Annotated in this window: 12 protein-coding genes; 10 read left to right on the forward strand and 2 right to left on the reverse strand. The window is 61.9% G+C overall.

The genetic code is table 11. The features are described from left to right. The first annotated feature begins 3 nt into the window (after positions 1-3). The 5 genes from tpiA (at position 4) to Q0974_RS10855 (ending at position 4,850) form a co-directional block, all read left to right on the forward strand. Positions 4-753, forward strand: coding sequence for a triose-phosphate isomerase (tpiA, locus tag Q0974_RS10835; RefSeq protein WP_299327473.1), 750 nt, complete (start codon positions 4-6; stop codon positions 751-753). Positions 754-849: 96 nt separating this feature from the next. Continuing rightward, on the forward strand, positions 850-1,245 hold the full coding sequence (gene secG, locus Q0974_RS10840) for a preprotein translocase subunit SecG (RefSeq protein WP_299327475.1): 396 nt from the start codon (positions 850-852) through the stop codon (positions 1,243-1,245). An 88-nt stretch (positions 1,246-1,333) separates the two neighbouring features. Then, complete coding sequence (locus tag Q0974_RS10845) at positions 1,334-2,968, forward strand: CTP synthase (RefSeq protein ID WP_299327476.1); 1,635 nt, start codon at positions 1,334-1,336, stop codon at positions 2,966-2,968. 51 nt (positions 2,969-3,019) lie between these two features. After that, on the forward strand, positions 3,020-3,721 hold the full coding sequence (locus tag Q0974_RS10850; protein ID WP_299327478.1) for a Crp/Fnr family transcriptional regulator: 702 nt from the start codon (positions 3,020-3,022) through the stop codon (positions 3,719-3,721). Positions 3,722-3,770: 49 nt separating this feature from the next. After that, on the forward strand, positions 3,771-4,850 hold the full coding sequence (locus Q0974_RS10855) for a DUF2855 family protein (RefSeq protein WP_299327479.1): 1,080 nt from the start codon (positions 3,771-3,773) through the stop codon (positions 4,848-4,850). Here the strand turns inward: Q0974_RS10855 and Q0974_RS10860 are convergent. Both Q0974_RS10860 and Q0974_RS10865 read right to left on the reverse strand, forming a co-directional pair. Next, positions 4,847-5,887: a glutathione S-transferase family protein gene (locus Q0974_RS10860; protein ID WP_299327481.1), complete on the reverse strand. Its 1,041-nt coding sequence runs from the start codon at positions 5,885-5,887 to the stop codon at positions 4,847-4,849. The two genes, Q0974_RS10855 and Q0974_RS10860, sit on opposite strands and share 4 nt — an antisense overlap. Positions 5,888-5,898: 11 nt before the next feature. Next, positions 5,899-7,407 carry an MFS transporter gene (locus Q0974_RS10865; protein WP_299327483.1) on the reverse strand — a complete coding sequence of 503 codons (1,509 nt, stop codon included), beginning with the start codon at positions 7,405-7,407 and terminating at the stop codon, positions 5,899-5,901. A 402-nt stretch (positions 7,408-7,809) separates the two neighbouring features. Here Q0974_RS10865 and proS point away from each other — a divergent pair, with 402 nt between their 5' ends. From proS to dnaE, 5 genes are all read left to right on the forward strand, one after another. Then, complete coding sequence (proS, locus tag Q0974_RS10870) at positions 7,810-9,129, forward strand: proline--tRNA ligase (RefSeq protein WP_299327485.1); 1,320 nt, start codon at positions 7,810-7,812, stop codon at positions 9,127-9,129. Then, entirely contained in the window at positions 9,126-10,376 is a 1,251-nt protein-coding gene (locus tag Q0974_RS10875; protein ID WP_299327487.1) for a lipoprotein-releasing ABC transporter permease subunit, read from the forward strand. Before proS ends, Q0974_RS10875 begins: the two co-directional genes overlap by 4 nt. Then, a complete protein-coding gene (locus Q0974_RS10880) occupies positions 10,369-11,055 on the forward strand; it encodes an ABC transporter ATP-binding protein (protein WP_299327489.1) in 687 nt (228 codons plus the stop codon). Before Q0974_RS10875 ends, Q0974_RS10880 begins: the two co-directional genes overlap by 8 nt. Further along, positions 11,052-11,528, forward strand: a complete 477-nt coding sequence (locus tag Q0974_RS10885) for a glutathione peroxidase (RefSeq protein WP_299327491.1) — start codon at positions 11,052-11,054, stop codon at positions 11,526-11,528. Before Q0974_RS10880 ends, Q0974_RS10885 begins: the two co-directional genes overlap by 4 nt. A 78-nt stretch (positions 11,529-11,606) precedes the next feature. Further along, positions 11,607-15,137, forward strand: coding sequence for a DNA polymerase III subunit alpha (dnaE, locus tag Q0974_RS10890; protein WP_299327493.1), 3,531 nt, complete (start codon positions 11,607-11,609; stop codon positions 15,135-15,137). Positions 15,138-15,141: the final 4 nt, after the last annotated feature.

The following is a 15,141-nucleotide window of genomic DNA, read 5'->3' on the forward strand; positions in this document are numbered from 1 at the left end:
ATCATGACGCGACGCAAATTGATTGCGGGCAACTGGAAAATGAACGGGCATATCGATCATCTGCGCGAGCTGCACGGGATCGAAAAAGCTGCCAAGGCGCACCCACAGGTCGATGTTGCGATCTGCCCGCCCGCAACCTTGATCGCGCCGGCCGTTGCGCGCGTGCCCAATCTCGCTATCGGCGCGCAGGACTGCCACGCGTCGGACAAGGGCGCGCATACCGGCTGCCTGTCCGCGGCCATGTTGAAGGAAGCCGGCGCGCATCATGTCATCGTTGGTCATAGCGAGCGGCGCGCGGATCAGGGCGAAACGGATGCGGATGTGCATGGCAAGGCCGAGGCGGCGCACCGCCACGGACTGACCGCGATCGTCTGCGTCGGGGAAACCGAAGCCGAGCGCGATGCCGGAGAGGCGGAAATGGTCGTTACCGGGCAAGTCGCCGGTTCGGTGCCCGCCGATGCAACCGCCGACTGGCTTGTCATCGCCTATGAACCGGTCTGGGCAATCGGCACGGGTCGTGTGCCGACGCTCGACGATGTCGCCGCCATGCATGCCGCGATCCGCGCAAAACTGGCGGACATGATCGGCGACAAGGCCGAGGGCGTGCGCATTCTCTATGGCGGTTCGATGAATGGCGACAATGCAGCGGACCTGCTGGCGGTCGACAATGTCGATGGCGGATTGGTCGGCGGTGCGAGCCTCAGCGCGGACAAGTTTGTGCCGATTATCGAAGCGGGCGCCGCGCAGGGCTGAACCTGCTTGCTTGAACCTTTCGGCGGAAACGCCTATTTCGCGCCAACGCTTCGGCGCGCCGCAGATCGGCCGCCCAACATTATATAGAGATCCGCAATGTTCACTTTTCTGCTCGTCCTTCAGGCCGTTATCGCCGCTGTGTTGGTGACGCTTATCCTTATGCAGCGTTCCGAAGGCGGCGGGCTGGGTGTCGGCGGATCGTCTTCCGGTCTGATGACGGCGCGCGGCCAGGCCGACTTTCTGACCCGGGCCACTGCCTTCACGGCGGTTGCGTTTGTGGGCCTCAGCATTTTGCTGGCCGGTCTCGCGACGACACGCCAGTCCGAATCGGGCCTCGATACAAGCCTGATCGAAGAATCCGCGCCCGCGACGCCGATCGCGCCGCTCGGTGATGCCCCGGCCAGCGAACCGGTCGATAACGATATATTGGGTGCTATCGCCGGGCAGGCCGAAGGTTCGGATACGGAAGAGGAAGAGGCGCCGGCCGAATAAGCGGTCCCGCTTTACTCACAAAATAATCGCCACAGACGGATTCGCCGTCTTGCGCTTTGCCGCCAATCCTGCGTAAGCCTTTCCTCCCATGGCGCGGTTCATTTTTGTCACCGGCGGCGTGGTTTCCTCGCTCGGCAAGGGTCTGATGGCGGCAAGCCTCGCGGCGTTGCTGCAGGCGCGCGGCTACAAGGTCCGCATCCGCAAATTCGATCCCTATCTCAATGTCGATCCGGGTACGATGTCGCCCTATCAGCATGGCGAAGTCTATGTAACCGACGACGGGGCCGAGACCGATCTCGATCTTGGCCATTATGAACGCTTTACCGGGGTCTCGGCGCGGCAGAGCGATAATGTCACTTCCGGACGCATCTATCAGACGATCATCACTAAGGAGCGGCGCGGCGATTATCTCGGCGCAACGGTGCAGGTGATCCCGCACGTGACTGACGCCATCAAGGATTTCGCCAAGAGCGATCTCGGCGATCTCGATTTCGTGATCTGCGAGATAGGCGGCACGGTCGGCGATATCGAGAGCCTGCCCTTCATGGAGGCGATCCGGCAGTTCAGAAACGAGCTTGGGCGCGGCCAATCGGTCTCGATCCATACCACGCTCGTGCCCTTTATCGCGGCGGCCGGTGAGCTGAAGACCAAGCCCACCCAGCACAGCGTGCGCGAGTTGACGTCGCTCGGCATCCAGCCCGAAGTGCTGGTCTGCCGTTGCGAACAGCCCTTGCCCGATGATGAGCGGGCGAAGATCGCAGCCTTCTGCAACGTGCGGAAAAGCGCGGTCATCCCGGCGCTCGATGCGCCCAGCATCTATGCGGTCCCGCTGACTTATCACGAGGCTGGGCTCGACGATGAAGTGCTGCGCGCTTTCGGTATCGAGGATGCGGACGAGCCCGATCTCGCCAAATGGGTCGATATCAACGACCGGCTCGAAAACCCCGAGGGCGAGGTCACGATCGGCGTAGTCGGCAAATATGTCGGACTGCAGGACGCGTACAAATCGCTGAACGAGGCGCTGGTCCATGGCGGCATCGCCAACCGGGTGAAAGTCAATATCAACTGGATCGATGCCGAGATTTTCGAAGAAGAGGACACCGATATCGCGGCGCAGCTCGAACCGCTGCACGGCATCCTCGTGCCCGGCGCGTTCGGCGAGCGCGGGGCGGAAGGCAAGATTTCCTCTGTCCGCTTCGCGCGCGAACGCAATGTGCCCTATTTCGGCATTTGTTTCGGCATGCAGATGGCCTGTATCGAAGGGATGCGCGATGCGGGCGTGAAAGAGGCCTCTTCGACCGAGTTCGGAGACACGCCCGAACCGGTTGTCGGCCTCATCACCGAATGGATGAGCGAGGAGGGCATCCAGCAGCGCGAGGCTGGCGGCGATCTTGGCGGTACGATGCGGCTTGGCGCTTATGACGCGACGCTCGACGGCAACAGCCATGTCTCGCGCATCTATGAGGGTGCGACCGAGATCAGCGAGCGGCACCGCCACCGCTACGAGGTCAACACAGCCTATATGGACCCACTCCAGAAAGGCGGACTCGTCTTTTCCGGCATGTCACCCGACGGCCGCTTGCCGGAGATCGTCGAACGGCCGGATCATGACTGGTTCGTCGGCGTGCAGTTCCACCCCGAGCTCAAATCGCGGCCGTTCGATCCCCATCCGCTCTTTGCGAGTTTTATCGAAGCGGCGGTGCGCCAGTCCCGGCTGGTCTGATCAGCCCGGATACGGCATAGTGGTGGCGCACCGTTTCGATGGGAGGACCATATGACTGTTGATCGGATGACCGGGCAGGACCTGCTTGCGCTATTGCCCAAAGGGTCTTTGCTGGCCGCCTGCGACGCCGATCAGCTCGACGATTTGCTCGGCCGGACCAAACTGGAATTTGCGCCCAAACGTGAAACGCTCATGCATCAGGGCGACCCCGGCGATTCGGCGATCATTCTCGTCACCGGCACGGCGCGGGTGAACATGGTTTCGGCCAATGGCCGGGAGATCGTGCTCGATTATCTCGGACCGGGAACGGTGATCGGCGAGATCGCGCTGCTCGACGGCGGAGAACGTACAGCGACGGTGACGATGGTCGAGGATGGCAGCATCATGCATCTTTCGCGCACCGAGTGCGAAGACTTCATCACGCGCAATCCCGGTGTCGCGCTCAGCATGCTGCAGGAGATGGCCCGCCGGCTGAGGCAGATGAACCTAACCGTCGAAAGCGATCGCGCTTTTTCGGCCGGGCCGCGTCTTGCGCGCTATCTCCAGCGCCTGACCGACGAGGAAGCGGCCAACCAGAAGCTCAAGATCGATGTCAGCCAGAGCGAGCTCGGCAATTTTGTCGGCATCAGCCGCGAGAATATCAATCGCCAGCTTTCGGCCTGGGCGGACGCCGGGCTGATCGAGCTCGAACAGGGCAAGATCCGCATCATCGATTGCGAAGCGCTATGGGAAATTGCCTCCATGGGCGATTGAGCCGATCGCCCCGCCATAACCGCTACATTTTAAGGAACAGGACCCCCTCATGACGACCAGCACCGATTTTCTCGTGAACAAGGCCAAGCTCGACGATACGCGCATTGCCGATACCGATCTTGGCGATTTGGCGGACGGCGAAATTCTGCTTGAAGTCGAAAAATTCGCGCTGACCGCCAACAATATCACCTATGCCGTGATGGGCGAGATGATGGCCTATTGGAATTTCTTCCCGGCCGAAGAGGGGTGGGGGCGCATCCCGGTCTGGGGCTTTGCGACCGTCGCAGATTCGCGGCATCCCGACATAGCGGCTGGCGAGCGGGTTTATGGCTATCTGCCAATGTCGTCCCACGTCGTCGTCCAGCCGGGCAAGGTCACCGATGGGACATTCTCGGACATGGCCGCGCATCGCCAGCCGATGAACCCGGTCTATAACAATTACCGCCGCCTGGCCGCCGATCCGGCCCATGTTCCGGACCTCGAAGCGCATCGCGCGCTGTTCGAGCCGCTGTTTATGACCTCCTTCCTGATCGAGGCATTTATGCGGCGCGAAGATTATTATGGCGCGAAATCGCTGATCATGACGAGCGCGTCCTCGAAAACCGGCATGGCGCTGGCGCAAGTCGCCAAGGCGCGCAGTCCCGAGATCGAACGGGTCGGCCTGACCGGTTCCGGCAATGTGGAATTCGTCGAAGGTCTGGGCTTGTACGACCGTGTGCTCGCCTATGACGCGGTGGGTGAACTCGATGCCGACACGTCCTCGGTCGTCGTCGATTTTGCGGGTAATGGGAAAACGCTGGCGGCGATCCACACGCATTTCGGCGATGCGCTCAAATATAGCTGCCTTGTCGGTGCGACCCATTGGGATGCGCGCGGGCAGGGCGGGGAGCTGCCTGGCCCGACGCCGATCTTGTTCTTCGCGCCCGACCATGTCGTGGCGATGACCGAGGAGCTGGGACCGGAAGGCTTCGCCATGGAAGTCGGCAAGGCCTGGGCCGGGTTCATCGGCGATGCGAAGGGCTGGGTCGACGTGATCCGGCGCGAGGGCGGCGATGCGGTGTCGGAGACCTACGCCACGCTGCTACCGGGCAATGCCAGCCCGCGCGATGGGTTCATCCTCTCGCTCTAGCCGAGTAGCGGTTCGCAGCCCGTTCCATCGATAAGCGCATTGACGCGCGCCTGGTCGTCCGGGGAGAGCGCCGCGAATTCCTCGCGGATCCATTGCAGGCATTTCGCCTGATAGGGGAAGGTCGGCTGCGACCAGGGCCGCCCGTCGATCTCCGTTTCGAAGTCTTCGGCGCCATTCATAACGGCTTGCGCATTGGCGAGGAGGAACGGCGCATAAACGCGCCCGATTTCGGTCAGCAGGGGCGTGAGCTGGGCATGTACGGCGTCGATATCGACCCAGTACTCGGTCTGGACGACGAGGCCGGAGAGATCGTCGACCCGGTCGACCCAAGCGCGTACGCGCGGGCTTCTTTCGGCAGCCAGCGCTGCCGGTGTCGGATCGACGATCGTCAGCTGGGTCAGCTGGCCGTACAGCGCGAAATCCGCCGAGGATGGGCGGCGGCCGAGCATATAGCCTTGGGCTCCGATCAGCGTATCGAGAATATCGAGTAGGCGAACATAGCTGGACTCGATCGTTTCGGCGGTCGTTTCGTTCGATCCCACGACATACAGCCTGTCGATCTGCCGCTGCGAAAATGTCTCTGCCATTGTCCGGGCCTGATCGTCGGGAAGTGTTGGCTCTGCCCAGTGGATCAGCAGCGGACCGGCATTTTTCGCATCGGCATCATAATGCCAGCGATAATGGAACATCGCCTTGGTCAGCCACTCGTCGGCATAATCCTCGATCAGATAGTTGATGAAGGCGAGGGCGGGATCGGGCGGGACGGCCGCTCGGCCCGGCATGTCGGCTTCGAGCCGGCGGATGATCGGCGTCGAGTCCACGACCGCTTCGAGCGCGCCGTTCATATCGCGGAAGAAGAAGGTCGGCATCAGCCGGACCTTGGGCTTTGGATAGCCTTCTGGCGCGCCCATCATCCCGCCCCAGCGCATCGCATAGCGAATATGGCGATAGCGCAGATAGGCGATCATCTTGCGCGTATAGGGCGAGCCCGGAGCACCCATCAGCTCGATGCGTTCAGGGGGCGATGTTTCGGTCATGCGATGGTTCCTCAGCTTTCCGCGCCGCGCCGCCGGGCCAGTTCGCGCAGATTGCTCTCATGGCCGCTGCGGTCGAGACTGTAGAAGCTGATAAAGCCGATCATCGCCATCCAGAGCGCAAGAATCGTCGGTACATAGACCGCGCCGAGATCCCAAAGCGTGTCTTCGGGCACTTCGCCCTGTACCGCACCTGCCGCGAGTCCGGCACCGGCGAGGACAAAGCCCGCCGCCACGATGCCGAACCCTTCGCCCCATTTGCGCATGAAGGTGGAAGCCGCGAAGAACAGGCCCTCGGACCGCCGCCCGGTCTTCACTTCTGCCTGTTCGACGAGGTCTGCGATCATCGAAGCGGCGAGAATCTGGTAACAGATGATCAGTCCGACATCGATCGTGTTGGCGATTAGGTAGAACCAGAAGATGAAGGGCGACTCATTGTCTGGCAAGACGCCGATCAGCCTGAGGAAGATCGGCATGGGCGAGCCGATAAAGGCGATGAGGCCGATAATGATGGCGCCGCGCTTCTTGCCGAGCTTGCGTGTGACGATGGGCGCAAGGGTCGAGCCGATGATCGCCGATATGAACACGCCGAAGGTGATTACGCCGAGCTGCTGCGGGCTGAAGCCCCAGAAATAGGTCGCGAAGTAAAAGGCGAGCCCGGCGGCAAGGCCGCTCGCCGTCCAAGCAAGCAGCGCGGCGCAGAACAGCACGATAAATGACCGGCTCGAAAGCGTTTCGAATATCTCGCGAAAAATCTTGCCGAGCGTCAGATCGCGCTTCGGTGGGGGCGCTTGCAGATGGGGAATACGGGAATGTGTGCCGAGAGCTGACACCATGATCGCTGTGAAAATCAGTCCGGAGGCGATCATGCTGTAGAATGAATAGGCTTCGGGATTGAATTGGCCATTGGGAATGGTCACGGTCGCGAAAGCCGGAAAGATCAAGGCGAAGTTGATGACCGTCATCGCGTTACCGCCCGTCCAGCCGAAATAATAGCGGAAGCCGAGCAGCGAGCTTCGCTCGTCATAATCCTGGGTCAGTTCGGGGGTGAGCGCGGTGTTGGGCGTTTCGAAAAAGGTGATGAAGGTGCGGATGATCACCGCGAGGACGACGATATACCAGAAGAGCGCCGTGTCGCTCCAGCCGGTTGGCGGGTTCCAGATGAAATAATAGCTGACCGATATCGGCACTGCCGCGATATACATGAAGGGGTGGCGCCGGCCCCAGCGGGAGCGGAGATTGTCCGACCAATAGCCGACGATCGGATCGCTGAACGCGTCGGAAATCAGCGCGATCAGGATCGCCAGGCTGACGAGCAGCGCATCGACGCCGATGACCTGCGCGTAGAAGAGCAGCAGAAAATATTTGAGGCCGCCGTCTTTCACGCCATAGGCGACTGAACCGAATCCATAAGCGAGCTTCGTGCCGAGCGAGAGCTTTTTCGAGGCGCCGCTATCAGCAGGTGCCGGTTGCAGCAGTTCGCGTTCCTGGGCCAGCTGGCCCGAGGCGGGCGGTTCTTTCATACAGGCTACCTCTCACGCGACTTTTCTTTTGTTATGAAGGCAATGATCGCGGGTGGCAAATGCGCGTCCCAAAACGAAAGTGCCCGGACCGTGAGGTCCGGGCACAAGCGTGACGAACTTGGGTTCGCCCCCTTTTTGTGGCTCCCGTGTCGCGCACATGCCTTCCCCTCAAGGCGTGCAGCGGGGAACCTCCCTGAACCACGGCCAAAGGCGCGTGATTGATGTCGAGCGTGCTAAGCCATGACTCTGGTCCTTGTCATGGGGTTAGCCGCATTTCTGCCACAATAAGTTGGCGGCTGTGACGTCAACGCAACAGCGGCGTACCGGCGTTGATGCTTGCGGCGGGCAGGCATGCACCCTAGAGACGCGCAATATCATCGGCCCATTTTCGGACCCATCATCATGCGCCTGTCCCGCTATTTTCTGCCCGTTACCAAGGAAACACCCGCCGATGCGGAGATCATCAGCCACAAGCTGATGCTGCGCGCCGGGCTGGTGCGCCAGACATCGGCCGGCATCTATGCCTGGCTGCCGCTCGGCCATCGTGTGCTCCGCAAGATCGAGCAGATTGTGCGTGAGGAGCAGGACCGGATCGGCGCGGCCGAGATGCTGATGCCGACTCTGCAATCGGCCGATCTGTGGCGCGAGAGCGGCCGCTACGATGCCTATGGGCCGGAGATGCTGCGGATCGAGGATCGGCAGGGGCGCGACCTGCTCTACGGCCCGACCAATGAGGAAATGATCACGGCGATCTTCAAGGATGGGGCGCGCAGCTATCGCGACCTGCCGAAGATTCTCTACCATATCCAGTGGAAGTTTCGCGACGAGATCCGTCCGCGTTTCGGCGTGATGCGCGGCCGCGAATTTCTGATGAAGGACGCCTACAGTTTCGATCTGGACGAAGCCGGCGGCCGGGTCAGCTATAACAAGCAGTTCGTGGCCTATCTGCGCACTTTTGCCCGGATGGGGCTGCGCGCCATTCCGATGCAGGCGGATACCGGGCCGATCGGTGGCGATCTCAGCCATGAATTCATCATCCTCGCGCCCTCGGGCGAGAGCGAGGTCTTTTTCCATAAGAGCTGGGAAGAGGCGCGCTCGGCGGAACACTACAATGTCGATGTGGAAGACACCGACGCGCTTCAGGCCTTCGTCGACAGCATGACAGCCGAATATGCGGCGACCGATGAGAAGCGGGACGAAGCGCGCGAAGCGGAGATGGGCGACGATCTGCTCCGGTCGCGCGGCGTCGAGGTCGGCCATATTTTCTTCTTCGGCGACAAATATTCGAAGGCGATGGGCCTCAAGGTCTCGGGCAAGGACGGTTCGATGGTGACGCCGGTCATGGGCAGCTATGGCGTCGGCGTCTCGCGATTGGCCGGGGCTATCATCGAGGCGAGCCATGACGATGATGGTATTATCTGGCCCGAGGCAGTCGCACCTTATAAAGTCGGTCTCATCAATATGCGCGCCGATGACGACGCCTGTGTGGCGGCGGCCGACGACCTTTACGCGAAGCTCGAAGCCGCGGGCGTCGAAGTGCTTTACGATGATCGCGACGAGCGCGGCGGCGCGAAATTCGCGACGATGGATGTGATCGGACTGCCCTGGCAGTTGATCGTCGGCCCGCGCGGGCTGAAAAATGGTGTGGTCGAGTTAAAGCGGCGTTCAACCGGCGAGCGTATGGAAGTGTCTCCCGAGGTCGCTTTGGAGACACTTGCATGATCCTGTCCCGCCATGAGCGGATGATCGCGAAACGCTATTTGCTGCCCGGCAAGGGCGAGCGGTTCATCTTCGTCGTCGCGTCGATCAGCTTCGTCGCGGTGATGCTGGGCGTGATGGCGCTGGTCGTCGTGATGAGCGTGATGAACGGTTTTCGCGCCGACCTGTTCGACAAGATTGTCGGGCTCAATGGTCATGCTGTGATGCAGGGCTATGGCGGGCGGCTGCCGGACTGGCGCGAAATCCTCGAAGAATCGCGGCAGACCGAGGGCGTGGTCTCCGCGACGCCGCTGATCGAACAGCCGCTGATGGCGAGCTATGACGGGCGGGTCGAAGGCGTCCTCGCGCGCGGTATGCAGGTCGAGGACATCCGCGCTAACGAGACGATCAACGAGAATATCGTCGCTGGTGATATGGAGCGCCTGACGCCGGGGAGCAGCCGGGTGGCGATTGGTTCACGGCTGGCAACGGCGCTCGGCGCGGTGACCGGCGGACAGATCAGCCTGATTTCGCCGCAGGGACGTTCGACGCCATTTGGCACGGTGCCACGGATCGTATCCTATGAGGTGGCCGCGATCTTCGAAGTCGGCGTCTATGATTTCGACAAGGCCTTCGTACTGATGCCGATGGAGGACGCGCAGACGCTCCTGCTGCTCGAAGACGCGGTCGGCATGATCGAATTCGACACGACCGATCCGGAGAATGTGAGGGAGATATTGGAGCCGATCGCCCGCAACTATGCCGCGCAGGGTGTGCTCACCGACTGGCGCGAGATGAACAGCCAGCTCTTCGACGCGCTGGCGGTCGAGCGCGTGGTGATGTTCTGGGTGCTCTCGCTGATCATTCTTGTCGCCGTGTTCAATATCCTCTCCTCGTTGATCATGCTCGTGCGCGCGAAAAAGCGAGACATCGCGATCATGCGGACGATGGGCGCGTCGCGCCGCTCGATGATGAAAATCTTCCTGACAATCGGCATGACGACGAGCACGCTCGGTACGCTGGCGGGGCTGGGCCTCGGTTTCCTGCTGCTGCACTTCCGGCAGAATGTCGTGAATTTCGTGCAGGCGGTGACGGGCCAGAATCTCTGGGACCCGTCGGTACGCTTTATTACCGAGCTACCGGCGCGCACCGATCCGTTCGAGATATTGGCGATCGTCGGGCTGGCACTCGGCTCGGCCTTTGTGTTCACGCTCTACCCGGCGTTCAAGGCGGCGAGCACCGATCCGGTGCAGGTGCTGCGCTATGAGTGAGACGGTTCTCGAAGTCCGCAATCTCGCGCGGAGCTTCGAACAGGGCGGCGTGATCATCGAGGTGCTGCGCGGCGTCGATATCTCGATCCGCAGGGGCGAGATCGTCGCGCTGCTCGGGCCGTCTGGCTCAGGCAAATCGACGATGCTGCAGGCCGTCGGTCTGCTCGAAGGCGGATTCAGCGGTTCGATCGCCATCGACGGCGAACAGGCGGGCAATCTCGAAAACGACGCGCGCACCCGGCTGCGGCGCGATCATCTTGGGTTCGTCTACCAGTTCCATCATTTGCTGCCCGATTTCTCGGCCAAGGAAAATGTGATCATCCCGCAGCTGATCCGCGGCGCGATGCCGGACGAGGCCGAGACGCGCGCCGCGGCATTGCTCGACCGGCTTGGCCTCCGCCATCGCCTCGATCATCGCCCCTCACAGCTGTCGGGCGGCGAGCAGCAGCGCGTTGCGGTTGGCCGCGCGCTCGCGAACCGGCCCTCGCTCGTCCTTGCCGATGAACCGACCGGCAATCTGGATGAAGCGACGGCCGATATCGTGCTCGGCGAATTTCTCTCGCTCGTCCGCGAGGAGGGGAGTGCGGCGCTGATCGCGACGCATAACGAACGGCTCGCGAAAAAGACCGATCAGGTCTATCGTCTCCATGAGGGCCATCTGGAAAGGGAAGCCGCATGAGCGTTCATGACTATGCCGTGAAGCTGCCTGACGGGGCCGAAAGGCAGCTCGCTGACTATGCGGGCAAGACGGTGCTCATCGTCAATGTCGCCTCGAAATGCGGGTTCACGCCGCAATATGCAGGGCTCGAAGAGCTGTACCGCAAATATAAGGATCGCGGGTTCGAAATCCTCGCTTTCCCCTGCAACCAATTCGGCGCGCAGGAGCCTGGCGATGCCGAGGAAATCGAGAATTTCTGCACGCTGACCTATGACGTCACCTTTCCGCTGTTCGCCAAGATCGACGTGAATGGCAGCAAGGCCGATCCGCTGTTCGCGCATCTGCGAGAGCAGAAACGCGGCCTGATGAGCGACCGGATCAAGTGGAACTTCACCAAGTTTCTCGTCGATGCGAGCGGCAATGTCGTGCAGCGCTATGCGCCGACGACCAAGCCCTATCAGATCGAAAAGGATATCGTGGAGTTGCTCGACTAGAGCGTCCCGCCGGGGCCTATCCACCGTCCTCTATTTGTTCTCGTTTCGCGAATCGCATCTCCGCCCCATATTGAGCGGATGTCCGCCGCGCCTTTCGTCCCGCTTCGTATCTTCTCGGCCTATACGATGCTCGAAGGCGCGATCCAGCCCAAGAAGATCGCCGCCCGCGCCCGCGAGCTGGGTTTCCCGGCGACGGCGCTTGTGGATCGTAACGGGCTTTATGCCGCCATGCCTTTTTGTGCGGCCGCATTCGATACGGGTGTGCAGCCGATTATCGGTACGATGCTGGCGGTCGCCCGGCCCGGTCGCGCCGAGAGCGAAGACCCGGTGATCGATTGGCTCCCGCTGCTCGCGCAGGATGAGAGAGGGTACGAAAATCTCTGCGCGCTGGTGTCGGAAGCGCATCTCGACCGGCCGCTCGAAGAACCGCCGCATGTGCCGTTTGAAGTGCTGGAAGGCCGTACGGATGGATTGATCGCGCTGACGGGTGGCGGCGAGGGGGCGTTGGCGCGGCTCTTCGAGGGCGAACAGACCGAGGCTGCGCTTGCCTATGCCGAACGGCTGATCGCGCTGTTTCCGGGCCGGCTCTATGTCGAGATCAGCCGGCGCGGCGATCCGGTCGAGGAGGCGAGCGAGGAGGCGCTGCTCGATCTCGCCTATGCGCGCGATCTGCCATTGGTCGCGACCAATCCCGCCTTTTTCCAGCAGCAGGATTTCCATGCCGCGCATGACGCGATGCTGTGTATCGCGGACAGCAATTATGTCGAAAGCGATGATCGCCGGCAGAGCCCGGAAGAGGGCTGGATGGTGCCGCATGAGGCGATTGAGGAGCGGTTTCGCGACCTGCCCGAGGCGCTCGCCAACACCCTCGTCATCGCCCAGCGCTGCGCCTTTGCCGCGCCGAAGCGCGATCCGATCTTGCCCAGCGTTGCCGGCGATCTTGACGGTGAGTCCGCGCAGCTGCGGGCGGATTCGCGCAAAGGCCTAGAGGAGCGCCTCGTCGCGATCCATGGCGATGCGCTGGCCGACGACATTCGGGCGCCCTATCTCGAACGGCTCGAATATGAGCTCGATATCATCATCGAGATGGGCTTTCCCGGCTATTTCCTGATCGTTGCCGATTTCATTAAATGGGCGAAGGCGGAGGGGATTCCGGTCGGGCCGGGGCGTGGGTCGGGCGCGGGGTCGGTCGTCGCCTGGGCGCTGACGATCACCGATCTCGATCCGCTCGAGCTTGGCCTGCTGTTCGAACGCTTCCTCAATCCCGAACGCGTGTCGATGCCCGATTTCGATATCGATTTCTGCGAAACGCGTCGCGGCGAGGTCATTCGTTACGTGCAGGAGAAATATGGCCGCGATCAGGTTGCCCAAATCATCACCTTCGGGACGATGAAGTCGCGCGCCGTGCTGCGCGATGTCGGGCGGGTGCTGCAGATGCCTTATGGACAGGTCGATCGGCTGACCAAGATGGTGCCCAACCATCCGACCGATCCCTGGACCTTGGAACGTGCGCTTAACGGCGTTTCGGAGTTCGAGACCGAGTATAAGACCGACGCGGACGTCAAGAAACTCGTCGATCTCGCGATGAAGCTCGAAGGCCTGCCGCGCCACAGCTCGACCCATGCGGCAGGCGTGGTGATCGGCGACCGCAGGCTCGATAAGCTCGTGCCGCTCTATCGCGATCCGCGTTCCGATATTCCCGTCACCCAGTTCGACATGAAAAATGTCGAAAAGGCAGGGCTGGTGAAGTTCGACTTTCTCGGGCTGAAGACGTTGTCGGTGCTGAAAAAGGCGGTGCAGCTGTTGGCGCAGCGTGGGATCAGCGTCGATCTCGATCGGCTCGGCTGGGACGATGACGAGGTCTACAAGCTGCTCCAGAGCGGCAACACGGTCGGGGTATTCCAGCTGGAATCTGAAGGCATGCGGCGCACGCTGGCCGCCGTGAAGCCGACCTGTTTTGAAGACATTATCGCGCTCGTCTCACTCTATCGACCGGGTCCGATGGACAATATCCCGATGTTCGGCGCGCGGAAGAATGGCGCGGAGGCAATCGAATATCCGCATCCCGATCTCGAGCCGATCCTGAAGGAAACCTACGGCATCTTCGTCTATCAGGAACAGGTGATGGAGGCGGCGAAGACGCTGGCCGGTTACAGCCTGGGTGATGCCGACTTGCTGCGCCGCGCGATGGGCAAGAAGATCCAGGCGGAGATGGATGCGCAGCGCGACCGGTTCGTTTCGGGCTGCGCGAGCAACAATATACCCTCGGGCAAGGCCAACGAGCTGTTCGACTTGATCGCCAAGTTCGCCGGTTACGGCTTCAACAAGAGCCATGCCGCCGCCTATGCGCTGATCGCCTATCAGACCGCCTGGCTGAAAACCCACTATCCGCACGAATTCTTCGCGGCGTCCATGTGCTACGACATGGGTAATACCGACAAGCTCGGCATCTTCCTTGAGGACATCCGGCGCACGCGCGACGAGGATACGGGCGAGCCTATCGTCTGCCTGCCGCCCTGTGTGAACGAGAGCGCGGCGCTGTTCTCGGTCGAGCCGTATGGTGCCGGTCACGCGGTCCGCTATGCGCTCGCCGCATTGAAGGGCGTCGGGCAGAAGGCGATGGAGCAGCTCGTTGCCGAGCGTGAGGCCGAGGGCAAGTTCGCCAGCCTCGATGATTTCGCGGCACGGGTTGATCCGCACCTGCTCAACAAACGCCAGCTCGAAAGCCTCGCGGGCGCGGGCGCGTTCGATGGGCTGGAGGACAACCGACCGGCCGTGTTCGCTGCAGCCGAGACGATCCTCGCCATCGCGTCGAGCGCCGCCGATGCGCGCGAGACGGGGCAGGGCGGATTGTTCGCCGATGCCGGCGAGAGCGATATCGCGCATATCCGGCTATCGCAGGAGGTGCATTGGCCGCTTGCCGAGCGGATGGCGCAGGAGAAGGAAGCGTTTGGCTTCTATTTCTCCGGCCATCCGGTTGATAATTTCAAGCATCTGGCCGACGCTTATGGCGCGCAGAGCTATGGCGCGCTTTGCGCCATGCCCGCGCCGGCGGCGGGCGGGCGCGTCACCGAGATCATGGCCGGCATGGTCGAAACCGTCCGCAAGCGTACCTCGCGGCGGGGCAATCCGTTCGTGACGGCGACGCTGTCCGATGCATCGGGGCAGTTTTTCGCGAGCGCCTTCGATGACGGCCCGCGGCTTGCGCTCGAAGAGGCGGCGAAGAGCGGCAAGTGCGGTCTGCTCAATGTCGAGCTCGATTGGCAGCCCGGCGAAGATATGCCGCGCGTGACGGTCCAGCGTTTCCAGCCCTTCGAAGATCTCGCGAACCGCAAGCGCGTCATGATGACTATATCGATTGCCGATCCGGCTGCCCTCTCGTCCGTTGCCGAAGCGCTTGGTGAGAATGCGGGCGGGCGCGGCACGGTCGTTTTCGAGGCGGCATTGCCCAAGGGCGGCAGTGCGCGCGTCGTGCTCGGCCGCCAATTCTGTCTCGATGCGGAGATCAGCGAGAAGATCGCGCAGCTTCCCGGAGTCATCGAAGCGCAGCTTGCGCCCGATACCGGGGCGGTCGATGAACAGCGCCCGCCGCTCGCGCTCGTTTCCTGATTTC

The sequence above is a fragment of the Parasphingopyxis sp. genome (assembly GCF_028279465.1).
Lineage (GTDB): Bacteria > Pseudomonadota > Alphaproteobacteria > Sphingomonadales > Sphingomonadaceae > Parasphingopyxis.

Bases quoted from the DNA above. Each gene is read 5' to 3' on its own strand.
- Q0974_RS10875 (WP_299327487.1), top strand. From the start codon at position 9,126: ATGATCCTGTCCCGCCATGAGCGGATGATCGCGAAACGCTATTTGCTG.
- tpiA (WP_299327473.1), top strand. From the start codon at position 4: ATGACGCGACGCAAATTGATTGCGGGCAACTGGAAAATGAACGGGCAT.
- Q0974_RS10880 (WP_299327489.1), top strand. From the start codon at position 10,369: ATGAGTGAGACGGTTCTCGAAGTCCGCAATCTCGCGCGGAGCTTCGAA.
- Q0974_RS10885 (WP_299327491.1), top strand. From the start codon at position 11,052: ATGAGCGTTCATGACTATGCCGTGAAGCTGCCTGACGGGGCCGAAAGG.
- Q0974_RS10855 (WP_299327479.1), top strand. From the start codon at position 3,771: ATGACGACCAGCACCGATTTTCTCGTGAACAAGGCCAAGCTCGACGAT.
- dnaE (WP_299327493.1), top strand. From the start codon at position 11,607: ATGTCCGCCGCGCCTTTCGTCCCGCTTCGTATCTTCTCGGCCTATACG.
- Q0974_RS10845 (WP_299327476.1), top strand. From the start codon at position 1,334: ATGGCGCGGTTCATTTTTGTCACCGGCGGCGTGGTTTCCTCGCTCGGC.
- Q0974_RS10850 (WP_299327478.1), top strand. From the start codon at position 3,020: ATGACTGTTGATCGGATGACCGGGCAGGACCTGCTTGCGCTATTGCCC.
- Q0974_RS10860 (WP_299327481.1), bottom strand. From the start codon at position 5,887: ATGACCGAAACATCGCCCCCTGAACGCATCGAGCTGATGGGTGCTCCG.
- Q0974_RS10865 (WP_299327483.1), bottom strand. From the start codon at position 7,407: ATGAAAGAACCGCCCGCCTCGGGCCAGCTGGCCCAGGAACGCGAACTG.
- proS (WP_299327485.1), top strand. From the start codon at position 7,810: ATGCGCCTGTCCCGCTATTTTCTGCCCGTTACCAAGGAAACACCCGCC.
- secG (WP_299327475.1), top strand. From the start codon at position 850: ATGTTCACTTTTCTGCTCGTCCTTCAGGCCGTTATCGCCGCTGTGTTG.